We start from the raw sequence: 22333 nt of genomic DNA on the forward strand, positions 1-22333 counted from the left end.
TCAGCGGCTGCGGATCATGGTGCGCACCAAGCGCATCCCCTGCCCCACCGACACCTCCGGCAGGTAGGCGCGGCCGACGGCGTTGCCGATGCTCGGCAGTGCCGCCGGATCGGCGAACGTCATGTACATCGGCACGTAGTCGGGCTGGAACTTCGCCTTGAACGCCAGTAGCGACCGGAATCCGTACACCGGTTCGAGGGTGCGACCGAGGACGTCGAGGAGTCGGTCGAGGACCGACGCGAGCGTCACCTGCTCCCGGGCCTGCTCGTCGTCGGCGGGCGGCGCCTCCTGCCCCGCCTGCACAGTGGCGAGGGGTGCGCCCGACAGGCTGACGAACTCCGCGCCCTCCTCCTTCAGGGACAGTGCGGCGGAGGCGATGAGGAATTCCATTGCGGGCCGGAACCCTTCGGCTCTCCTGCGCATGAAGTCGAGCGTCCAGCCGACGACCCGGCCGTCGCGGTACACGGGCATCCAGGACGTGACGCCGTGGACGGTGCGCGACTCGTCGACGGCGATCAGGCAGCGCACCTGCGGATCGTCGATCTCGTCGAGGCCACCGAGGGTGAATCCCATCTCGGGCATCCCCTTGTCGGCGACCCACTCCTCGGAGATCGCGGTGATCTGGTCGGTCAACGACAGGGGCGCGTCGGGGAACCGTATCCACTCGGCGGTGACGCCGGACTTCGCTGCGCGGTTGAGTGCGGTGCGGACGTCCTGGAACTTCTTACCCTTGAACTCGAGGCGGTCGAGGTGCAGGACGGTCTCCTCCGCGACCTGGATGGCCGACCAGCCGAGCGCGTCCGTGGCACGCTTCAGCGCGCCGGTGACGGAGTAGAAGCACGGTGTCCAGCCGTTGGCGGTGGCGAAGTCGGCGAAGGCGGTCGCGTTCGCGCGCAACGATTCCGGTGGGCCGACCGGGTCGCCCGTGGTGAGCGCGATTCCCGAGATCACCCGGTACGCGACGTAGCCGCTGCCGTCGGGGGCGAACCAGTACTGGTTGCCGCGCCACGTGGTCATCCACGACAGCGGAGCGCCCGACCCGCTGGTCAGGAGCGTCCGGGCGCGTTCGGTGTCGTCGGTGCGGTCCCCGTAGGAGGGGGCGAGGAAGGTTCCCGCCACCACCGCGCACAGGACCACCCAGACCAGCACCCCCGTCCATTCGTACAGCAGGGTGGTGGGAGCGCTGTCGGGGAGGAAACGCGGGTCGAGCCACTGCAGGTACACGGGCGGGATCAGGCGCTCGGGGTAGTCGGCCCCCAGCGACGCCACGGACGGTTCCCGGTCGAAGCCGGAGCGGGCGAGCATCCCGAGCGCGACGTAGGCGACGCCGACGGCCACCCCGACCGCGGCGAGTCGGAGCCAGAGCGTGCGTTGGACGCCTCGCGGTGCCGACACGGTGAACCAGCCGCGGGTCGCGACCAGCACCAGCAGGATCGCGATCGGCACGACGAACGGGATCGCGGTCCGGTACACCGTCGGGGAGTCCAACCCGTAGTACAGGGTCTGCTCGTCCGCGAACCCGACGTAGCGGATCCCGAAGTCGATCACCGACAGGCCGAGGAGCACGATCTGCGCGACGACGGCGGCGATCCACGCGAATCGGCGTCCGCGGCGCAACCCGTCGGCGAGCACGAGCAGGAACACCGACGGCATCAGGCTCAGGATGGTCGGGCCGACGCCGCCGAGCCGCAGTTCGAGCAGTCCGCGCCTGCAGTCCTCGCTGGACGCGTCGGCCTCGCACAGCTCGCGAACCTCGCTGGGTGTCCACGGCACACCGCGGAACAGTTCGCGCAGCACGGCGAGCGGTCCGACCGCGTTGGGCGACAGGGCCGCCAGCACCGGTCCGAGCGCGCCTGCCGCGACGACCAGGGCGACGAGGACGCGACCTTCGCGCCGCGTCCCGGCCAGGTGGGCGCCGCGCGCGCTGCGCGCCACGATCCACGGTCCGATCACGAGTCCGACGATGGCGGCACCGAGCCGGACCAGGTCGATGAGGTGCCCGCTGAACAGTGACATGGTGACTAGTAGCGCGAGCCCGCCGACGCGGACCCGCCGACGCCACAGCGTGGTCATGCCCGCGGCGGCCACCATCGCGGCTCCGATGATCCAGGTGGTCGGACCGACCGCGGTTCCGATGTGCAGCCGGAAACCCCAGGTCTCGTCGACCGTCCGCACGAGGGCCGCCACCGCGAGGGCCAGCAGCGTTCCGAGGACCTGGGTGGACGCCGCGGCGACCAGGAATCGTCCGCTGCCGATGCGGTGTTCGACCGGTGCGGCGACCACGAGGACGAGCAGCGTCGCGACGAGGTAGCCGACGAGGCTCGGCGCCCAGAGTCCGGAGGTGAGCAGGGTCCACACCCGGCCGTGTTCGAGCGCGGGAACGGACGCCGCGAAGTGGCGCTGCACGTAGCCGCTCGGTCCGGTCAGGCTGGACGTGGCGGCGCCGAGCACCCAGATCACCACGAGCAGGGTGATGCTCGCGGGCGCGCCGGACACTCCGAAGCGGACGAGTTCGGCGATGCGCCGCGACTGCCGGCGCACCGCGGTGATCGGTGACGTCACGAGATCAACCCCACTCTCCTGGACAACCAGTCCACCTGTCCTGCGAGGCCCGCCGACCACACCGCGAAGCTGTGGCCGCCGGGCAGTTCCACGAGGCGCACGTCCATCCCCGCCTGTTGTGCCGCCGCGTACAGGGTGTGCACACCCGGCGCGTACTCGTGGTCGTCGGCGCCGACGACGAAGACCCCCGCCGTGCCCGGGAACCGTCGGGATGCCAACAGATCCATCGGGTTGACCTCGGTGAACGCCGCGTCGTCACCCCCGAACGCCGCGTCGACCGTTCGGTCGCGATCACCGAGGGTCGGCTCGAGCTGCCCGGACAGGTCGAGGAACGTCGGGTAGACGTCGGGATGGTTGGTGGCGAGTTGGAGCGAGCACGTTCCGCCGTACGACAGGCCTCCGACCGCCCAGGCTGGCGGGTCGGTGTCGACCTGCAGGTTCGCCTTCACCCACGCGGGTACGTCGGTGGCCAGGTAGGTGTCGACGTTGCCGAGGCGGGAGTCGAGGCACAGCGGGTTGGAGAGGGTCGACCCGGTGCCGTCGGCGACGACGACCACCGGCGCGAGCCCACCGTGCTGCGCGGCGAACGCGTCCATCGTCTCCGCGAGGCGGCCACCGGCGAACCAGTCGCCGGGGCTTCCCGGTTGCCCGGCGAGCAGCACCAGGACCGGGAGCAGGGGTCGCGGGTCGGCGAAGTAGGCGGGGGGTAGGTAGATCTGGGCGTCGCGAGCGGCGAATCCGGATGCGGTGCCCGGGATGGGGACGGTCACCACGCTGCCGTGGTCGGGCAGGTCGGCGGGCGGATGCCAGTCCGCGTCGAGTGGAGTGCCGCTGATCGGGTCGGCGACCGGCCCCGGGACCTCGGCGAAGGCGAGCGCGTTCGCGGCGGGCAAACCGAGGACGTCGCGGACCGTCGGGTAGGCGTCGAACACGAGGTTGACCTGGACGGCGGCGCCGACGACGACGGCGAACGCGGCCACCACGGAGACGATGCCGCGCAGCAGGTGCCGATCGGTGGCGATGCGCGCGGCGGCGAGGAGGATCGCGAACAGGCCGCAGCCGATCCAGGCATACACCCCGAGTGCGACGGGGTCGGGGAACGGACGCCACCATTTCTCGACGACGAGCCATCCGGCCACGGTGAGCGCCCCCGCGGCCACGGCGCACGCAGGAACGACCCGCAGGCGGTGGCGACGGGAGTCGGTGGTCGGTGCGAGCAGCAGCCACACCGCGCCCGCGACGGCGAGCACCGTCGCCGCCCACGGCACCGTCCCGGAGAGCAGCGGTCGGTCGTACAACCAGTCCACTCCGTGGCCCCCTCTGCCCGTGCGGTCGCACCGACTGTGTCCATTCACTGATACACCGACTGCGTTACTACTGCGGGTAGTACGCACAACTGTCGGACAGTAAGTACCATGGGGCCATGGCAGGACTTGGCGAGCTCGAACGCGCAGTGATGGATCACCTGTGGTCCAGTTCCGAACCCCAGACCGTTCGTCAGGTGCACGAGGCCTTGGCGGAACGGCGTGAGCTTGCGTACACCACTGTCATGACCGTCTTGCAGCGGCTGGCGAAGAAGAACCTGGTGATTCAGCAGCGGGACGACCGCGCGCACCGGTACCTCCCGGTCCAGGGCCGCGACGAGCTCGTTGCGTCGCTCATGGTCGACGCGCTGGACCAGGCCCATGCCTCGGACGGCAGGGTCGCAGCGCTCGTGCACTTCGTCGGCAGGGTCGGCGCCGACGAGGCCGCCGCGCTCCGGGAGGCCCTCGCCGCACTGGAGGCGTCCGACGCGTCGTCGCGGCACCTGCGCAGCGTGGACACCGGTACCGATCGCGCAAGCTGACGCCCGCCCGTCGTGCATGATGGGTAGGCCATGAACCCCTCCACCGCGCTGGCCTTCGCTGTACTGGCCCTGCTCCTCACCGGCCCGGTCCCCGCGCTGCTCGCACGGGCCACCTGGCCTCATCGCGCGCCCGGCGCGGCACTCGTGCTGTGGCAGGCCGTCGCGATCGCAGCGGTCCTGTCGGCGTTCAGCTCCGGTCTCGCGATCGCCACCGAGCTGCTCGTGCCCGGTCCCGACGGCCGGCCCACCACGGCGCCCCTCGAAGAGATCGACGCCCTCGGGTTGCCCCTGTGGATCGCATACGTGGTGGTGTTCGCGATCACCCTCCTCATCGGGGCGAAGCTGATCTTCTCCATCGCCTCGGTCGCGGTGCGTACCCGGCGTCGGCGGGCCCGCCACCGGATGCTCGTCGACCTCCTCGACCAGGGCGAGCCGCATCGCAGCCGCCAGTCGAACCTTCGTGTCCTCGACGCCGCCGAACCGATCGCGTACTGCCTGCCGGGACTCCGGCATCGGGTGGTCGTCAGCGCCGGCACCCTCGACAACCTCAACCGTGACGAGATCACCGCGATCCTCATGCACGAACGCTCACACCTGCGTTCCCGGCACGACCTCGTGATCGAGGCGTTCACGGCGGTCAACGAGGCGTTCCCGAAGGTGGTGCGCAGCAATTCGGCGCTCGGGTCCGTGCAACTGCTGGTCGAACTGCTCGCCGACGACTCCGCGGTGCGGGTCACGGGACCGACGCCGCTCGCGCGGGCGCTCGTCGCGTGCGCCGGGTCCAGTGCACCGGACGGAGCACTCGCCGCGGGCGGCCCGCACACGCTGACCCGCATCCAGCGGCTGACCCGCCCCGGCACCAGCATCCCGATCGCCCTCGGCGCGTACCTCGCGTCCGTGGCGATCCTCGTGGTGCCGACGATCGCCGTTGCGGTGCCGTGGCTCGTCGAACTCGAGCGCCTGTTCCGCGGATAGCGCGGCGCCCCCCCGGGGGTGATGCGAGGGTCACAGTCGCTCGGGATGAGAGTGCGTTCGCCGTCCCGTACACTCGACAACGGCCGTAATCGCGGCCCGACTCAATTGTTACTCACATTTTCGGCACGCCCCTGGCCAGACCAGGGTGAATGTGCCCGGCTCGTCTCTTTCTGCGCGACTGTTCACAGCCCCGCTCTCCGCGACGCGCCCGACGCCCGGAGAGGTATACCGCGTGACCAACGCTGCCCAAGACAATGCTGCCCAAGATCAGGCTGAAGCGACTGCCGCACCGACGGATCAGTCCGCCGAGTCCGCAACCGTGACCGTGACCGTGACCGATCAGCCGACCTTCGCCGAGATCGGCCTCCCGGCCCCCGTGGTCGCCGCCCTGGCGCGCGACGGCATCACCGTCCCGTCTCCGATCCAGGCGATGGCGATTCCGGACGCGATCGCGGGCCGCAACGTCCTCGGGCGCGCCCAGACCGGTTCCGGCAAGACCCTCGCGTTCGGCCTGCCGATGCTGGCTCGTCTCGCCGGCCGCGACGACCGCCCCGCAGCGAAGCGCCCGCGCGCCCTGGTCCTGGTCCCGACCCGTGAGCTCGCCGTCCAGGTCGTGGACTCGCTGCACCCGTACGCGTCGACCGTCGGCCTGAAGGTGCGCTCCGCCGTCGGCGGAATGGTGTTCACCAAGCAGGTCGACCAGCTCGCGCGCGGCGTCGACATCCTCGTCGCCACCCCGGGCCGCCTCGGCGACCACCTGCGTCAGGAGACCTGCATCCTCGACGAGGTCGAGATGATCGCCCTGGACGAGGCCGACCAGATGGCCGACATGGGCTTCCTCCCCGAGGTGCGGTCCATCATCGAGCAGACCCGCCCCGATGGTCAGCGTCTGCTGTTCTCCGCGACCCTCGACCGCGAGGTGCAGTCGCTGGTCCGCCGGTTCCTGCCCGACCACGTCGAGCACGCCACCGCAGACGGCCGCGCGAGCGTCACCACGATGGAGCACTACGTGCTCAACGTCGACCGCGGACAGAAGGACGCCGTCCTCGCCGAGATCGGCGCCCGCAACGGGGGCCGCACCATCATGTTCGCCCGCACCAAGCTCGGTGCCGAGGGCATCACCGAACGGCTCCGCGAGGTCGGCGTCGTCGCGGAGGCACTGCACGGCGGCAAGGCACAGAACCAGCGGACCCGCGTCCTCGAGCGGTTCAAGACCGGCCGGACGCCGATCCTCGTCGCGACCGATGTCGCGGCCCGCGGCATCCACGTCGACGGGATCGATCTCGTCGTGCACGTCGACCCGCCCGCCGACCACAAGGACTACCTGCACCGCGCAGGCCGCACCGCCCGTGCAGGTGAGAAGGGCACGGTCGTGTCGATCGTGCTCCCGAACCAGCGTCGGATGGTGCAGCGCCTGACCGACTCCGCCGGCGTCGACGCCGTTCAGGTGAACGTCCGCCCCGGATCCGAGGAACTGACCGCCATCACCGGCGCGCAGAAGCCGAGCGGCGAGCCGGTGCGCGAGCGTCGTGAGCGCTCCGACCGCGGCTTCGGTGATCGGCCGCGCCGCGAGGGTGGCTACCAGCGAAACGACCGCTCCTATGGTGACCGTCCCCAGCGCAGCGGCGACCGCTCCTACGGTGACCGCCCGCAGCGCAGCGAGGGTGGCTACCGCGGCAACCGCGACAGCGGGAACCAGCGCGGCGGCGACCGCTCCTACGGTGACCGTCCCCAGCGCAGCGAGGGCGGCTACCGCGGCAACAACGACCGCAGCTACGGCGACCGCCCCCAGCGCGACGGCGGCTACCAGCGCAGCGGCGACCGCCCCCAGCGCAGCGAAGGTGGCTACCAGAGGAACGACCGCTCCTACGGTGACCGTCCCCAGCGCAGCGAGGGCGGCTACCGCGGCAACAACGACCGCAGCTACGGCGATCGGCCGCAGCGCAGCGAGGGTGGCTACCGCGGCAACCGTGACGGCGGCAACCAGCGCGGCGGCGACCGCTCCTACGGTGACCGCCCGCAGCGCAGCGAAGGTGGCTACCAGCGGGGCAACGACCGCAGCTACGGTGACCGTCCCCAGCGCAGCGAGGGCGGCTACCAGCGCAGCGGCGACCGCCCGCAGCGCAGCGAAGGCGGCTACCGCGGCAACAACGACCGCAGCTACGGCGATCGGCCGCAGCGCAGCGAGGGTGGCTACCGCGGCAACCGTGACGGCGGCAACCAGCGGGGCGGGGACCGCTCCTACGGGGACCGGCCTCGCGGTGACCGTTCGTACGGTGACCGCCCGCAGCGCGACGGGTACCGCAGCGACCGCCCCCAGCGCGATGGTGGCTTCCAGCGCAGCGGCGACCGCCCGCAGCGCACTGAGCGCACGGGCACGTCCGGCGGTTTCCGCAGCCGGACGGAGCGTCGCTCGTACGACGGGTTCGACGGTCCGGTCCGCGACCGCTGATCCGCCTTCCACTGCACCGGCCGACGCCGCGACCCAACCGGGTCGCGGCGTCGGCCGTTTCGTGCCGAGCACCCTCCCCGTGTCATCCCACGGTGCGAGACCCTGGAGTGTCGCTCGTTTCGCGGGCAGGGAATGCTTGTCTGCATGACCGACAACACCTCCTCGACCGCGCGTGCCCAGATCGGCGTCACCGGACTTGCCGTGATGGGCTCGAACATTGCCCGCAACTTCGCCCGCCACGGACACACGGTCGCGCTGCACAACCGCAGTGTCGCCAAGACCGATGCCTTGATCGCCGAGCACGGCGACGAGGGCGACTTCGTTCGGACCGAGACCGTCGACGAGTTCGTCGCGGCGCTGCAGCGCCCGCGCCGCGTCCTGATCATGGTGAAGGCCGGTGAGGCCACCGACGCGGTGATCGAGGAGCTCGCGGCAGCGATGGAGCCGGGCGACATCATCATCGACGGCGGAAATGCCTTGTACACGGACACGATTCGCCGCGAAGCGTCGCTGCGTGAGCGTGGCCTGCACTTCGTCGGCGCCGGCATCTCCGGTGGCGAGGAGGGTGCGTTGAACGGTCCCTCGATCATGCCGGGCGGACCGAAGGAGTCGTACGAGTCGCTCGGTCCCCTGCTCGAGTCGGTTGCGGCGGTCGTCGACGGAACGCCGTGCTGCACGCACATCGGGCCGGACGGTGCCGGTCACTTCGTGAAGATGGTGCACAACGGCATCGAGTACGCCGACATGCAGTTGATCGGCGAGGCGTACCACCTGTTCCGGGACGCGCTCGGCTACGACGCCGGACAGGTCGCGAAGGTGTTCGCGGAGTGGAACACCGGCGAGCTGGAGTCGTACCTGATCGAGATCACCGCCGAGGTGCTCTCGCAGGTGGATGCGAAGACCGGCAAGCCGCTCGTCGACGTCATCGTGGATGCGGCGGAGCAGAAGGGCACGGGCCGCTGGACGGTGAAGTCCGCGCTCGACCTCGGTGTCCCGGTGACGGGTATCGCCGAGGCCGTGTTCGCGCGCGCACTGTCGGGGTCGCGGGAACAGCGCGCCGCCGCGAAGGGTCTCGCGTCCGGTTCGCTGGGCGGCAAGCCCACGGATGCGGAGCAGTTCACCGAGGACATCCGCCGGGCGCTGTACGCGTCGAAGATCGTCGCGTACGCACAGGGCTTCGACCAGATCCGCGCGGGCAGCGTCGAGTACAACTGGGATCTCACCCCTGGCGACATGGCGACGATCTGGCGTGGCGGCTGCATCATCCGGGCCCGGTTCCTGAACCGGATCAAGGAGGCGTACGACACGAACCCCGATCTGACGTCGCTGATCGTCGAGCCGTACTTCAAGGACGCGATCGAGAACGCGATCGATTCGTGGCGTCGCGTCGTCGTGACCGCGACGACGCTGGGCATCCCGGTCCCGGCGTTCTCCTCGTCGCTGTCGTACTACGACGGCCTGCGCGCGGAGCGTCTCCCGGCGGCGCTGACGCAGGGGCAGCGCGACTTCTTCGGCGCGCACACCTACGAGCGCACGGATCGTCCGGGCAAGTTCCACACCCTCTGGAGCGGGGACCGCAGCGAGGTCGAGGCCTGAGTTCGCCGCGTCCCGGTGGCGGTTCCCAGGAGCCGCCACCGGGATGCGCGGCCGCTGGTGCCGGGCCCGCGCCGGTGGGAGACTGGTAGGCGTCGTCTAGCCGGGGGCTGTGGTGGATCCGAGCGAACGATCCCAGAGTGCGGTACCGGAAATCTGCGACGTCTGCATCGTCGGGGCGGGAATCGCGGGACTGAATGCCCTGTTCGCGGCGAGCCGCTACCTGTCTCGAGATCAACGGGTCGTCCTGGTCGAGCGCAGGGAACGGGTCGGCGGCATGTGGGTCGACACCTACCCATACGTCCGCCTGCACCAGCCCCACGGCCTGTTCACCGTCGGGAACATCCCGTGGCAGCTGGACCGGGACCGTGCCCACCTCGCGACCAAAGGGGAGGTTCTCGACCATTTCGAGCACTGCCTCGACGTGTTGCGGGGCCGGGTGCGGATCGACGAGCGGTTCGGGTGGTCGTTCGAGTCCGCCGACGAGTCCGTGGACGGGGTCGACGTCGTCTGCTCGTCCGGTGACGGCCGGCGCCTGACGATCCGGGCGACGCATCTGATCAAGGCTTTCGGGCTCGACGTCGGACGGAATGCCCCACTGGCCGTGTCGAGTTCACGTGTCCGGTCGGTTTCGCCCGACGGCTGCGATGTGCGGCAGGGCGACATGCGTGCGTCCGCCGACCCGGTCTGGGTGATCGGCGGTGGGAAGACGGGTATGGACACGGTCCACACCCTCGTCACCGAGTACCCCGGGCGGGAGGTGAACCTCGTGGCGGGATCGGGCACCTACTTCGTTCGTCGCGACTGGGCGTTCCCGGTCGGTCCCCGCCGGTGGTGGCGCGGGCCCCTTCCGGATGCGGTGGCGGCCGACGCCGCCCGCCGATTCGACGGGACGAACGAGGCGGAAGTGGCGGCGTGGTATCGCGCCACCCACGGTATCGACGTCACCAGCGAGGCCAGCAACTTCGTACTGGGAGTGCTGTCGGAAGCGGAGAGCGACACGATCACGTCCGGCCTGGGCGCCGTGTACATGGACCACTTCGTCGACGCGGTCGATCGGGACGGTGCCACCGACGTGGTGCTCCGAAGCGGGGCACGAAAAGCGATCGAACCGGGCAGCTGGATCGTGAACTGCACCGGCTACGTCAGGATCGACGCCCCCTACGAGCCGTACGTGTCCCCGGGTGGGCGTGTGGTGTCGATCCAGCCCCGGTCCGCGATCATGCACCTGCCCGGCTTCATGGGCTACTACCTGACGCACCTGTTGATGTCGGGGAAGGCCACGACGGTTCCCCTCTACGAACTCGACTGGAAGGGCCTGCTCGACGGAGGCGGCAAACCCGCGTTCAGCTACGCGGTGATGGCATTGGCGATGTACAACCTCGGACTGTTGGCGGATGCCCTGCCCAGCCGTGTCTTCCGCGACTGCGGACTCGACTTCGACCGTTGGTATCCGGCACCCCGCCGACTGGCCGGGCAGGCGCGGTTCGCGGCCACCAGCCACCGCGACCGCAACCACCACCGCCGGACGCTGGACACGATCCGGGGGCGCTTCGGCATTCGGTGCGGCCCGCTCGTCGAGACGTGAGTGCCGATCGACGATCGGGCGTGTCACGGAGCCCCGGTCCCGTTGCGCGGCGGTCCGAGTAGCGGCTGGACGATGGTCGAGTCCTCCGCCCCTTCCCACGGCAACAGCCCCCGACAGTCGGCCCACACCGCCTGCAGTGCGTGGATGCGTCCGAACAGCGCGACGGCGCCGAGCAGCCACGACTCGCATTCGCGCACCTCGACGAGGTACACGTCGAGCCCGCCCGCCGTGTGCCGGTCGCCGGGCCGCAGGTCGAGTCCGCTCGCCTGCCACGATCCGAGGTCGTTGAGCACCTGCGCGGACTGGTCGGCGACCCGCCCGGTGACCACCAGTTCGGGTAGTCCCTTCGCGGTGTGCCCCACCGAGTAGCAGTACGCGGGATACACGTCGTATTCGTCGATGCCGGACTCCACGTACTGGAGGGCCCAGCCGTGCTTCCGAATGCTGCGGCGCAGGTCCCGCTCCATCTGCGCCGCCGACTTGCCGTCACACATCTCGCACATCCGTCTCCCCCTCCGCGATGACATTCGAAACAATGTTCGAATGGATGATGCACGACCCCACCGACACGGTTGGGCGTCAGTGACGCGACCCGACCCGCGGTAGCCTCTACCTGCACCGATCGCGAGGAGTCCACCCGCATGTCCACCTTCGCCGACCTCGGCCTGCCCACGACGCTGGTGCAGTCCCTGCGCCGGGAGCACATCGTCGAACCGTTCCCGATCCAGTCACTGGTGATCCCCGACATCCTCGGCGGCGCCGACGTGCTCGGGCGCGGTCCGACCGGGTCCGGGAAGACCCTCGCGTTCGGGTTGCCGATGCTGGTGCGGCTCAAGGGTGGCTTCAGCGCGCCGAAGCGGCCGCGCGGACTCGTCCTGGCACCGACGCGTGAGCTCGCCACGCAGATCGAGCGGGCACTCGACGAATCTGCCCTCGCGGTGGGGATGCGGATCGCGTCGGCGACGGGCGGTGTCCCGACGAAGGGGCAGGCCGAGCGCCTCGCACGCGGGGTCGATCTACTCGTTGCGACTCCGGGCCGGCTGATCGACCTGCTGAACCAGGGCGCCGTCGCGCTCGACGACGTGGCCGTCACCGCCGTCGACGAGGCCGATCACATGGCGGAGATCGGGTTCCTGCCGCAGGTGACCGCGATCCTCGACCGCACCCCGAATTCCGGTCAGCGCCTGCTGTTCTCGGCAACCCTCGACGAGGACGTCCGAGCGCTCGTCGACCGCTACCTCACCGACCCCGTGACGCATGCGACGGCGGCCGCGGCGGCACCGGTGGACCCGACCGATCATCACGTCCTGTTCGTCGACCGTGCCGACAAGGACGCGGTGGTCGCGCAGATCGCGTCGCGGACCGGCCGGACTTTGCTGTTCGTTCGTACCCAGCACGGCGTCGACCGCCTCGTCGCCCGACTCGCGCAGGTGGGGGTGCGGGCGGGGACGCTGCACGGAGGGAAGTCACAGGCGTTCCGCCGGCACGCGTTGTCGGCGTTCACGTCCGGCGCGGTTCCGGTCCTGGTCGCCACCGACGTCGCCGCCCGCGGCATCCACGTCGACGACGTCTCGCTCGTGGTGCACGTCGATCCGCCCGCGGATCCCAAGGACTATCTGCACCGGGCCGGTCGCACCGCGCGCGCCGGTGCGGCGGGGACCGTGGTGACCCTGGCGACGGAGGACCAGCGCGCCGAGGTCGAGGCGATGACGGCGAAGGCGGGTGTCGGATCGAAGGGAGTGCACGTCGCCCCCGGAGACCGCCTCCTCGTCTCGCTCACCGGCGCCGCACGGCCGTCGGGTGTCCCGGTACCCGAGGAGGCCGCCCCCGCCGCCGAGCCGGCCCGGCCGACCGAAGGACGCAGCGGTGGGTCGCGCCGCGAACAGGCGGGCCGATCGCGGCGACAGCCGCCGCGGAGTAGGGGACGCTGAACTCCATGACCGACCTGCCGCTGCTGGCCGTCCTGTGTGCACTCGTGGGCGCACTGCTGTTCGCGATCGGATCGGTCGCGCAGCAGTCCGCGGCGGCCGGTGTCGACGAGGGTGATGCACTGATCGGCGAGCTGATCCGGTCGCCGCGCTGGTGGGTCGGGGTCGGCGGCGACGTCGGCGGCTACGTGTTCCAGGCGACCGCACTCGGTCTGGGGTCGGTGCTGGTGGTGCAGCCGCTGATCGTGAGCACCCTGCTGTTCGCGTTGCCGCTGTCGGCGAGGTTCGCGGGTACCCGGATGTCCGCGAAGACCTGGCTGACGGCGATCGCGTTGGCGTCCTCGCTGGTGGTGTTCCTGACGGTCGGCAACCCGACCGAGGGCGCCGCCACGGCGACGTTGCGGCACTGGGCGTTGCCGTTGGCCCTGGTGGTCGGGGCGTGCGTGGTGGCGGTGGTCGTCGCCGGGACCCGAGTTCCCGCGGGTGCGCGGGCGTTGCTGCTCGGGGCGGCGTGCGGTGGCCTGTACGGGGTCGCGGTGGCGTTGACGAAACCGGTGATCGACGATCTGGAGCACGGCCCCGTCGCGGTGGTGACCGGGTGGGAGCCGTGGGCGCTCGTCGCGGCCGGGGTGGCCGGGTTCTACCTGCAGCAGCGTGCGTTCCAGGCGGGGTCGCTGGCCGCGTCGCTGCCCGCCATCACGATCGGCGAACCGCTCGTCGCGTCCTACCTCGGGTTCACGGTGCTCGACGAGCGACTCCGGGTGCAGGGCGCCGGCCTCGTCGTCGTCGCCGCGTCGGTCGCCGTGATGATCTGGGCGACGATCGCGCTGTCGCGGTCCCAGGCGCAGTCGACACCTGCCGCGGCCCTCGGGGACTCGGGCACATCCGGCGCGGCGGTGTCGCCGTAACGGGCGGCCAGGCGTTTAGTCTGGCGCAGTGACTACTGCGAAACACGAGGTCCCGACGCCGGCAGTGACCGGCCGCCGCCTCACCTACCTGACTTTCGCCCTGATCGTGGTCGCCTACCTCGCGATCATCAAGATCAGCGGGACACTGATCGCCGGCTGGGCCGACGAAGACGACACGCTGACCACCCGAGGGGTGGTCTTCACCATGCTGATCCCCCTCGGGCTCTCCGTCGTCTTCACCTACGGCGTCATCGCCGCGCTCGGGTGGTGGCGGCCGGTGATGAAGGACGACCGCCCGGTCAACCGGTGGGTGTGGGTCGTGCCCGCCATCCTCCTCGGCGCGATCCTCCTCGGCATCAACTACAGCGCGTTGTCGGAGAAGGGCTGGCTGTTCATCGTCTGCCTCCTCATCGCCACCCAGTTCGTCGGCTGGGGCGAGGAAGGCATGTTCCGCGGCATCGGCGTCACGGTGCTTCGCCAGCACGGCCTCCGCGAAGGCCAGGTCGCCCTGTGGTCCAGCCTCATCTTCGGCGTGGTGCACCTGTCGAACGCCTTCACCGGCGGCGGATCCGGCGCGATCGCCCAGGCTGCCATCGTCAGCATCGCGGGATACTTCTTCTATCTCACGCGCCGCGTGTCGGGCAGCAACGCGGTCAACTCCGTGATGCACGGCCTCTTCGACTTCTCGCTGCTCACCGGCACCGTCATCCTGCTGGACCAGCAGGCCTACGTGGGCACCTTCGCGCCGTTGCTGGCCTACCCGATTCTGGTGATCATCCTGCTGGTGAGGCGCAAGAGCATCGAACCGGCCGGCCGCGCCGACGCCACGGCGACCCCGTCCTGACCGACGCGACACCACCCGCGGTGAGAGGTAGCGTCGATTTCGTGCGCTTCCTCGACGGGCAGACCCCGCCCTACGACCTGACCTACGACGACGTGTTCCTCGTCCCGAATCGCACGGACGTCGCGTCCCGGTTCGACGTCGACCTCGCGACCCGCGACGGTTCCGGGACGACGATCCCGATCGTGGTGGCGAACATGACGGCCGTCGCGGGTAGGCGGATGGCCGAGACGGTCGCCCGCCGCGGCGGCATCGTCGTCATCCCCCAGGACGTGCCGCCGGAGGCGGTCGCGGATACCGTCACCTTCGTCAAGAGCAGGCACCTCGTCGCCGACACCCCCGTGACGTTGGGCCCCGACGCATCGGTGTCGGATGCGCTGGCGTTGCTGCCCAAACGCGCGCACGGTGCTGTCGTGGTGATCGACGGCGACCGGCGCCCGATCGGCGTGGTCACCGAATCGGCCTGCGCGGATGTGGACCGGTTCACCCGCCTCGCCGCGATCGCGGCGACCGACTTCCCGGTCGCCCGGGTGAGCGCGTCGGCGCGGGAGGTGTTCGACCTGCTCGCGTCCCGGCACGAGACGTTCGCGGTGATGGTCGACGATGCGGGACGTCTCGAAGGAGTCCTGACCCGGACCGGCACGATTCGCGCGGGCATCTACGCACCCGCCCTCGACGAGAGCGGGCGCCTGCGGATCGCGGCCGCCGTCGGCATCAACGGCGACGTGTCGGCGAAGGCGAAGGCGCTGGTCGATGCGGGTGCCGACGTGCTGGTGATGGACACCGCGCACGGACATCAGAAGCGGATGCTCGACGCGCTGTCCGCAGTCGCGGGACTCGATCTCGGGGTGCCACTCGTCGCGGGCAACGTGGTGTCCGCGGCCGGAACCCGCGATCTGGTCGCGGCGGGCGCGAACATCGTCAAGGTCGGTGTCGGCCCCGGCGCGATGTGCACCACCCGGATGATGACCGGCGTCGGGCGACCCCAGTTCTCCGCGGTCGCCGAATGTGCCGACGCGGCAAGGGAACTCGGTGCGCACGTGTGGGCCGACGGCGGAGTCCGGCATCCGCGTGACGTGGCGCTGGCGCTGGCCGCGGGCGCGTCGAACGTGATGATCGGGTCGTGGTTCGCCGGCACCTACGAGTCGCCGGGCGACCTGCGGTTCGACACGGAGGGCAACGCCTACAAGGAGAGTTTCGGGATGGCGAGCAAGCGGGCCGTCGCGGCGCGCACGGCCGCCGACAGCGGTTTCGATCGCGCCCGCAAGGCCCTGTTCGAGGAGGGGATCTCGAGTTCCCGGATGCGACTCGACCCCACGCGGCCCGGCGTCGAGGACCTGATCGACCACATCTGTTCCGGTGTCCGCAGCACCTGCACCTATGCCGGGGCCCGCAGCATCGAGGAACTGCACGACAAGGCGGTACTCGGGGTGCAGTCCGCGGCCGGTTTCGCCGAGGGACGCCCCCTGCCCGGCGGGTGGTGACCCGCCGCGGCTGTGGCGCACGTCGCGGTTGCCCGTTTCCGGCGCCGCGGCCGGTAGAATGGCCGTCTCCAGTTAGGTGTGCGCCCGGCACGATCCGGGCACGACGAAAGGATCAAGGTGCCCGAGGCACCCGAATCGGCGCATGACGCCGACTCCGGCGACGACAGCAGTTCCACGACGGAGGGCTCCTCTACCGAGCCGGGTGACAAACCCGGCGGCCCCACCCCGACCCCTCCCGGGCGGCGATAGACGATGCAGATCGCAGTGACCATCGTCAGCCTGCTCGGGTTTTTCGCCCTGACCGCGGGCACCGCCGTGTTCGTGGCCGCGGAATTCTCCCTGACCGCGCTCGAACGCAGCACCGTAGACGCCCACGCTCGCGACGGCGACCGGCGCGCACGACAGGTACAGCGGGCGCACCGCACCCTGTCCTTCCAACTGTCCGGCGCGCAGCTGGGCATCACCATCACGACACTGGCCACCGGTTACATCGCCGAGCCGGTCCTCGCGAAACTGATCACCCCGATCCTGACGGCCGTCGGCGTCTCGACGTCGGTGGCATCGGGGATCTCGTTGGTGCTGGCCCTGGTCCTGGCGACCTCGCTGTCGATGATCTTCGGTGAACTCGTCCCCAAGAACCTCGCGATCGCGCATCCCCTGGCGACGGCGCGCGCGACGGCGGGCCCGCAGGCCTGGTTCTCGACGGTGTTCCGGTGGGCGATCAATGGCCTCAACGGCGCCGCGAACTGGGTGGTTCGGCGTCTCGGGGTCGAACCCGCCGAGGAATTGCGGTCGGCGCGGTCGCCGCAGGAATTGGGGTCGCTGGTACGCAACAGCGCCCGTAGTGGCACCCTCGACCCCGGCACCGCGCTGCTCGTGGACCGATCGTTGCGTTTCGGTGAGCGCACGGCGGAGGAACTGATGACGCCGCGGGTCAAGATCGAGACCCTCGAACTGCACGACACCGTCGCCGACCTGCTCGACGTCGCGTCCCGGACCGGGTTCTCCCGCTTCCCCGTGGTCGATGGCGACCTCGACGACACGGTGGGCGTGGTGCACGTCAAGCAGGCGTTCACAGTGCCCGCATCCGCCCGTGCGACGACCACGCTGATGGTCCTCGCGAAGAAGGTGCCGGTGGTGCCGTCGAGCCTGGACGGCGACGCGTTGATGGAACGGGTCCGGTCGGACGGCATGCAGGTGGCGCTCGTTGTCGACGAGTACGGCGGCACGGCAGGCGTGGTGACGATGGAGGACCTCATCGAGGAGATCGTCGGTGACGTCCGAGACGAGCACGACGACACGGAGATCGACGTGCAGCGCCAGGGTGACAGCTGGATCTGCGCAGGTCTGTTGCGGATCGACGAGATCCGGCACGCCACCGGCTACGCCGCACCGGAAGGCGAGTACGAAACCATCGGTGGACTCGTCCTCGAACGCCTGGGGCGGATCCCCGAGGTCGGCGACGAGGTGGAACTACCCGCCCCCGACGGGTCCGACACCCATCTCGGTGACGGGAGCGGCGGCTGGCTCGCCCGCGTCGCCGCGATGGACGGGCGCCGCATCGACCGGGTCGTGCTGACCCCGGTCCCCGCGGAGGCCCTTGCCGCGCACCGGACCCGCACCACCGAGGAGTCCGACGATGAATGACCTCTTCGCCGTCCTGCTGACGGTGCTGCTGCTCGGTGGCAACGCGTTCTTCGTCGCGGCCGAGTTCGCGTTGATCTCGGCTCGCCGCGACCGCCTCGAAGCGCTCGTCGCCCAGGGCAAGAAGCGGGCCGCCACGGTCATCCACGCGGGCGAACACCTGTCGCTGATGCTGGCCGCGGCACAGCTCGGCATCACGATCTGCTCGATCCTGCTCGGCCGGGTCGGCGAGCCGGCCATCGCGCACCTGATCGAGAAGCCCCTCGACTTGGTCGGCCTGCCCGACCAGCTGCTGCACCCGATCGCGTTCGCCGTCGCGATGTCGCTGGTGGTGATCCTGCACATCCTGCTCGGCGAGATGGTCCCGAAGAACATCGCCATCGCAGGGCCGGAGCGGGCGGCGATGCTGCTGGTGCCCGCGCACCTCGCGTTCATCAAACTGGCGAGGCCGCTCATCGCGTTCTACAACTGGGCCGCGAACTCGGTGCTGCGGATGCTGCGGGTGCAACCGAAGGACGAACTCGACAGCACCGTCTCCGAGATCGAACTCACCGAGATGATCGGCGAGTCCCGCTCGGAGGGGCTGATCGACGAGGAGGAGCATCGCAGGCTCACGCAGGCGCTGCACACGACGGGCCGCACGGTCGCGGACGTGCTCATCCCCCTCGACAAGGTGCGGACGGTGCCGCTGACGGACCGGGGCACGACGCTCGGCGCCATCGAGCGTGCCGTGGCGGAAACCGGCTACTCCCGCTACCCGGCCGCACTGCCCGACGGCTCGCTCGCCGGGTACCTGCACCTCAAGGACGTGCTCGACGAGGTGCTCGACGAGTCGGCGGGCCCGGACACCGTCGTGCCGCGCAGCGATGTGCGGCCCTGGCCGCGGTTGCAGATGCAGACTCCGCTCGACGAGGCACTGGCCGTGCTCCGGCGCGCGAGCAGTCACCTCGCGGAGATCGTCGACGCCGACGGCCACTGCCTCGGCATCGTCGCGCTCGAGGACCTGGTCGAGGAGTTCGTGGGCACCGTGCGGGACGGCACCCACCGGATCACCGATGCCGTCCCCGGGCAGCACACATCGTGACGGCACCGCAGCAGACGGCGCGCCGGACCGTCCTGTCCGAGGAGGACTGGACGGTCCGGCGCGACGCGCACCACGCGCGGGTCGACGCGCTGATCGGCCCGCACCTGGGCAGGCAGGCGCGCGGCGACTCCCATCCCGTCGTCGACTTCCTGTTCACGTACTACAGCCTCCGGCCCGCCCAGTTGCGGCGCTGGCATCCGGGCTTCGCGCTGGTGCTCGGAGGCGAGGCCTCCCGGCCGTACGCCGAGTACTCCGGGTACCGGGAGGTCGACGGAGGGGTCGGCGCGGACCCGGTGCTCCTGGAACGCCGACGGACGATGCTGGAGTTCACCGAGCGGGTACTGGCTGGGACGGCGTCGCGGCCCGCTCAGCTCGGGTGCTTCGGCCTGCACGAATGGGCGATGGTGTATCGCGGCGGCGCCGACGCCGTCCGGCATTCGGGGACGCCACTGCGGCTCGGCGCGGAGGGGACGGACGCGGTCGTCGAGTCGATGACACTGCGGTGCACCCACTACGACGCGTTCCGGTTCTTCACGCCGGACGCTGTGGGGCGCAACCATCTTCCGCTCTCCCGCGACGAGCAGTCGGAGCGTGAGCAGCCGGGCTGCCTGCATGCAGGCATGGACCTCTACAAGTGGTGCTACAAGTTGGTGCCGCTGGTCGACTCCGATCTGCTGCTGCGCTGCTTCGAGCACGCCATGGACGCACGGGAACTCGACATGCGGGCCAGCCCGTACGACCTCCGGGACCTCGGCTACGAACCGGTGCCGATCGAGACCGCGGCGGGCCGCGCCGACTACGTGCGTGCGCAGCAGGCGCTCGCCGACCGGGCGGCGCCGCTCCGCGCCGAACTCCTGGCGCGCTGCCGGGAACTGCTGGGCCACTGAGGAGTCTCCGGACTTCTCAGGGAGGGCGCCCACCTGCATGGCCTCCGCCACCGATTCCGGCTCGGATAGGCTGCGCCACATGACCAACGGCAGCAGACGCGGCGCGGACGTGCTCGTCTTTCTGCTCTTGTGGGCCGCCATCTGGTTTCAGGCATTGGGACTCGCGGCCAGCGGCGACACCACCGCACTGCTGGCCGGCCTGGTCATAGCTCTGGCAGCGGTCGCTGCGCTCGTACTCGTCTGGCGCGCCGACGACCTGATGTTCGGGCTCGCCCGCACCACCCGCGGTCCGACCAGCGAGGAAAAGCGCCTGCGGGGCGCGTTCCGCCGCCATTCACACCCCGCTACTCCCGGCCGCCCACGACCTCGAGCGCCTGGCCCCCTTGCAGGGGCCGCTTTCACCACGTCGGTCTGATCGGCCCCTGCTTCCTCGCGACCTTGCACTTCCTCGAGGAACCACGGGAGTCCCCCATGCTCAATCCTTCTCGGCCGGACGACCACGTCCTGGCCGTCCACGATGCCGAACGCCGCTTCGGTGATCTGACGGTGTTCACCGGCGTCACCTTCGCCGTCTCCGAAGGTCGGTGCTGCGCGATCGTCGGCGCGAACGGCGCCGGAAAGTCCACCTTGCTGCGGTGCGTGACCGGTCTCGACCGGCTCGACGTCGGCACCATCACAGTCGACGGCTCGGTCGTCGACGAGGCCTCACCCACTTTCAGGGCGGCCGTGGCGTCGGTTGTCGGCGACGTCGCCACGTTCGCCCACCTGACGGCGCACGAGCATCTGCAGCTCGTCGCGACCGCCCACGGGATGCCCGACCCGTACGGGTTGGCGACACGGACACTGATCAACGTCGGTTTGTCCGGTGCCGCGGACCAACTCCCCGTCACCTTGTCGAGCGGACAACGTCGACGGTTGGCTGTGGCGTCCGCGTTCGTTCGGCCCCGGCGACTGCTGGTACTCGACGAACCCGAACAACACCTCGACACCGGCGGTCGCGCCTGGCTCGGCACCCGCATCAACGACGAGAAGAGGAGCGGGACAGCAGTTCTGATCGTCTCGCACGACGCGGCGCTGGTGTCTGCGGTCGCCGACGAGACGGTGGACGGTGACTCGTGGCGCTGACAGCCTGCACCTCGCCGGCTCCGAGCGCCCGCACACTGCGTGCGATGCAGCGCCGGTTCGCCCGTGCCAACACGCCGGGCGGTTCACGTACCGGCACGATCGTCGTGGCCGTGCTCGGCGCCTACGTCGTCGCCGGGCTCGCCTGGTGGCTGACGACTCGACCGGCCACCGTACTGGCGGATTCGGCCCTGCTGTCCGGTGCGGTCGAGGGGAACCCGACCTGGGCATGGGTGTGCGGTGCTGCCGTCATCGCATCGGGTTCTGCAGTAGCGCGCGCTGTCGGACCGCTGGCCACCAGTCCGGAGCACGGCTTCTGGATGCTGGCCACGCCGGTCGACCGGGCGGCGCTGCTCCGTCCGAGGGTGATGGCGACATTCGTCGTCGCTGCGGTCGCCGGTGCCGCGGGCGGACGGCTGGCGGCGTACGCCGGGGCAGTGACGCTGTGGACACCCTTGGCGGGCGTTGGGGCCGCGTTCGGCGTGAGTGTGGCCGCCGCAGCGGTCCTGACGCAGGCCCGGGTGCTTCCGGCTCGGACGATCTCGACACTTCAGGTCCTGTTCACCGTGACGGCCGCCGGTGCGGCGGTGGCGGCGACAGTCGGGTTCGAGGTTCGGGCCGCCCTCCCCTGGACCCCGGTCGTGGCCGTCGTGGGTGTCTCCGTGGGGCTGGCGGTCGGCGCGATGCGGGCTTGTGGCCGGATCACGGCCACCGAGCTCGACGAAGGTGCCGACATCGCCGTGGCGGCCGAAGTCTCGATCATCGGCATGGATCTGACCGTGCTGACGGGCGTGGCGAACGAACGTGCGTGGCGGCGAATCGCTCACCGGCCGACGCGAACACTGCCGCGCAACCGATCACGCGCTCTGCTCCACGTCGATGTGCTCAGACATGTGCACCGGCGGTCGGCATTCGTCGTCACTGCAGTCACCCTTGCGGGGGCGTGGACGATCGGCGGCATGGTGTCGCCGATCGTCGCGGCGTGGGTTCAGATGGCGGCGGTGTTCCTCGCTGCGATGGTGTTCAGCACGGGGCTGCGGGAGTTGTCGGGCAATCCCGAACTGGTGGGGATGCTCGGCGCCGACGATCGATCGCTTCGCCTACCGCTGACGGTCCTCCCCTCATGTGCTGCGGCTGCGGTGGCGATGGTGACGGCACCTCTTGTGGGCTGGTCGGTACCTGCGCTGGTGACTGTCGTGGCCGGTTCGTGTGGTGCGGTGTACCGCCTACGAACCCGGCCGCCGTCCACCTACGACGGCCTTGTCCTCGAGATCGGCGTCGGTCAACTGCCGATCGATCTGATCCGACAGAAACTCCGAGGCCCGGACTGCCTCATTCTGACCGCAGCACTGCTCGCCGCACTCTCCTGAAGCGAGCCCGATCCGATGCACCAGGGCGGTGGTGGGGCTCCGGAAGCGC

The 22333-nt window shown here is 70.4% G+C and carries 18 protein-coding genes; 15 read left to right on the forward strand and 3 right to left on the reverse strand.

The window, feature by feature from the left end:
• The gene (locus tag FFS72_RS12815) at window positions 1-2562 is read right to left on the reverse strand and encodes a bifunctional lysylphosphatidylglycerol flippase/synthetase MprF (RefSeq protein ID WP_249353275.1); all 2562 of its coding nucleotides are present in this window, start codon (window positions 2560-2562) and stop codon (window positions 1-3) included.
• Window positions 2559-3869 (reverse strand): alpha/beta hydrolase, encoded by a 1311-nt coding sequence (locus FFS72_RS12820; RefSeq protein WP_137874292.1) that lies wholly within the window; start codon window positions 3867-3869, stop codon window positions 2559-2561. Before FFS72_RS12820 ends, FFS72_RS12815 begins: the two co-directional genes overlap by 4 nt.
• Window positions 3870-3985: 116 nt before the next feature.
• On the opposite strand from FFS72_RS12820, the gene FFS72_RS12825 reads away from it, so the two are divergent.
• From FFS72_RS12825 to FFS72_RS12845, 5 genes are all read left to right on the forward strand, one after another.
• Window positions 3986-4408 carry a BlaI/MecI/CopY family transcriptional regulator gene (locus FFS72_RS12825; protein WP_050064455.1) on the forward strand — a complete coding sequence of 141 codons (423 nt, stop codon included), beginning with the start codon at window positions 3986-3988 and terminating at the stop codon, window positions 4406-4408.
• 30 nt (window positions 4409-4438) lie between these two features.
• On the forward strand, window positions 4439-5383 hold the full coding sequence (locus FFS72_RS12830; RefSeq protein ID WP_050064456.1) for a M56 family metallopeptidase: 945 nt from the start codon (window positions 4439-4441) through the stop codon (window positions 5381-5383).
• A gap of 319 nt (window positions 5384-5702) precedes the next feature.
• Window positions 5703-7835, forward strand: coding sequence for a DEAD/DEAH box helicase (locus FFS72_RS12835; RefSeq protein ID WP_249353276.1), 2133 nt, complete (start codon window positions 5703-5705; stop codon window positions 7833-7835).
• Between the two features lie 144 nt (window positions 7836-7979).
• Window positions 7980-9431: an NADP-dependent phosphogluconate dehydrogenase gene (gene gnd / locus FFS72_RS12840; protein WP_137874294.1), complete on the forward strand. Its 1452-nt coding sequence runs from the start codon at window positions 7980-7982 to the stop codon at window positions 9429-9431.
• A 109-nt stretch (window positions 9432-9540) separates the two neighbouring features.
• Complete coding sequence (locus FFS72_RS12845) at window positions 9541-11016, forward strand: NAD(P)-binding protein (protein WP_137874295.1); 1476 nt, start codon at window positions 9541-9543, stop codon at window positions 11014-11016.
• A gap of 23 nt (window positions 11017-11039) precedes the next feature.
• Here the strand turns inward: FFS72_RS12845 and FFS72_RS12850 are convergent, their stop codons facing one another.
• Window positions 11040-11510: a DUF4262 domain-containing protein gene (locus tag FFS72_RS12850; protein ID WP_171018656.1), complete on the reverse strand. Its 471-nt coding sequence runs from the start codon at window positions 11508-11510 to the stop codon at window positions 11040-11042.
• Window positions 11511-11657: 147 nt separating this feature from the next.
• Here FFS72_RS12850 and FFS72_RS12855 point away from each other — a divergent pair, with 147 nt between their 5' ends.
• From FFS72_RS12855 to FFS72_RS12900, 10 genes are all read left to right on the forward strand, one after another.
• On the forward strand, window positions 11658-12947 hold the full coding sequence (locus FFS72_RS12855) for a DEAD/DEAH box helicase (protein ID WP_137874297.1): 1290 nt from the start codon (window positions 11658-11660) through the stop codon (window positions 12945-12947).
• A gap of 5 nt (window positions 12948-12952) precedes the next feature.
• Window positions 12953-13852, forward strand: coding sequence for a DMT family transporter (locus FFS72_RS12860; RefSeq protein WP_137874298.1), 900 nt, complete (start codon window positions 12953-12955; stop codon window positions 13850-13852).
• Between the two features lie 28 nt (window positions 13853-13880).
• On the forward strand, window positions 13881-14696 hold the full coding sequence (locus FFS72_RS12865) for a CPBP family intramembrane glutamic endopeptidase (RefSeq protein WP_137874299.1): 816 nt from the start codon (window positions 13881-13883) through the stop codon (window positions 14694-14696).
• A 41-nt stretch (window positions 14697-14737) separates the two neighbouring features.
• A complete protein-coding gene (locus FFS72_RS12870) occupies window positions 14738-16177 on the forward strand; it encodes a GuaB1 family IMP dehydrogenase-related protein (protein ID WP_137874300.1) in 1440 nt (479 codons plus the stop codon).
• A 252-nt stretch (window positions 16178-16429) separates the two neighbouring features.
• The gene (locus FFS72_RS12875; RefSeq protein WP_137874301.1) at window positions 16430-17824 is read left to right on the forward strand and encodes a hemolysin family protein; all 1395 of its coding nucleotides are present in this window, start codon (window positions 16430-16432) and stop codon (window positions 17822-17824) included.
• Window positions 17817-18905 carry a hemolysin family protein gene (locus FFS72_RS12880; RefSeq protein WP_137874302.1) on the forward strand — a complete coding sequence of 363 codons (1089 nt, stop codon included), beginning with the start codon at window positions 17817-17819 and terminating at the stop codon, window positions 18903-18905. Before FFS72_RS12875 ends, FFS72_RS12880 begins: the two co-directional genes overlap by 8 nt.
• Window positions 18902-19792, forward strand: coding sequence for a 3-methyladenine DNA glycosylase (locus tag FFS72_RS12885; RefSeq protein WP_137874303.1), 891 nt, complete (start codon window positions 18902-18904; stop codon window positions 19790-19792). Before FFS72_RS12880 ends, FFS72_RS12885 begins: the two co-directional genes overlap by 4 nt.
• Window positions 19793-19871: 79 nt before the next feature.
• Entirely contained in the window at window positions 19872-20207 is a 336-nt protein-coding gene (locus FFS72_RS12890) for a DUF6412 domain-containing protein (protein WP_137874304.1), read from the forward strand.
• Between the two features lie 56 nt (window positions 20208-20263).
• A complete protein-coding gene (locus FFS72_RS12895; RefSeq protein WP_137874305.1) occupies window positions 20264-20917 on the forward strand; it encodes an ABC transporter ATP-binding protein in 654 nt (217 codons plus the stop codon).
• Window positions 20918-20961: 44 nt separating this feature from the next.
• Window positions 20962-22284: a DUF6297 family protein gene (locus FFS72_RS12900; RefSeq protein ID WP_137874306.1), complete on the forward strand. Its 1323-nt coding sequence runs from the start codon at window positions 20962-20964 to the stop codon at window positions 22282-22284.
• Window positions 22285-22333: the final 49 nt, after the last annotated feature.

It is taken from the genome of Rhodococcus sp. Q, from assembly GCF_005503035.1.
Lineage (GTDB): Bacteria > Actinomycetota > Actinomycetes > Mycobacteriales > Mycobacteriaceae > Rhodococcus_G.

Bases quoted from the DNA above. Each gene is read 5' to 3' on its own strand.
- FFS72_RS12825 (WP_050064455.1), top strand. From the start codon at position 3,986: ATGGCAGGACTTGGCGAGCTCGAACGCGCAGTGATGGATCACCTGTGG.
- FFS72_RS12830 (WP_050064456.1), top strand. From the start codon at position 4,439: ATGAACCCCTCCACCGCGCTGGCCTTCGCTGTACTGGCCCTGCTCCTC.
- gnd (WP_137874294.1), top strand. From the start codon at position 7,980: ATGACCGACAACACCTCCTCGACCGCGCGTGCCCAGATCGGCGTCACC.
- FFS72_RS12850 (WP_171018656.1), bottom strand. From the start codon at position 11,510: ATGTGTGACGGCAAGTCGGCGGCGCAGATGGAGCGGGACCTGCGCCGC.
- FFS72_RS12855 (WP_137874297.1), top strand. From the start codon at position 11,658: ATGTCCACCTTCGCCGACCTCGGCCTGCCCACGACGCTGGTGCAGTCC.
- FFS72_RS12860 (WP_137874298.1), top strand. From the start codon at position 12,953: ATGACCGACCTGCCGCTGCTGGCCGTCCTGTGTGCACTCGTGGGCGCA.
- FFS72_RS12875 (WP_137874301.1), top strand. From the start codon at position 16,430: ATGCAGATCGCAGTGACCATCGTCAGCCTGCTCGGGTTTTTCGCCCTG.
- FFS72_RS12880 (WP_137874302.1), top strand. From the start codon at position 17,817: ATGAATGACCTCTTCGCCGTCCTGCTGACGGTGCTGCTGCTCGGTGGC.
- FFS72_RS12890 (WP_137874304.1), top strand. From the start codon at position 19,872: ATGACCAACGGCAGCAGACGCGGCGCGGACGTGCTCGTCTTTCTGCTC.
- FFS72_RS12895 (WP_137874305.1), top strand. From the start codon at position 20,264: ATGCTCAATCCTTCTCGGCCGGACGACCACGTCCTGGCCGTCCACGAT.
- FFS72_RS12900 (WP_137874306.1), top strand. From the start codon at position 20,962: ATGCAGCGCCGGTTCGCCCGTGCCAACACGCCGGGCGGTTCACGTACC.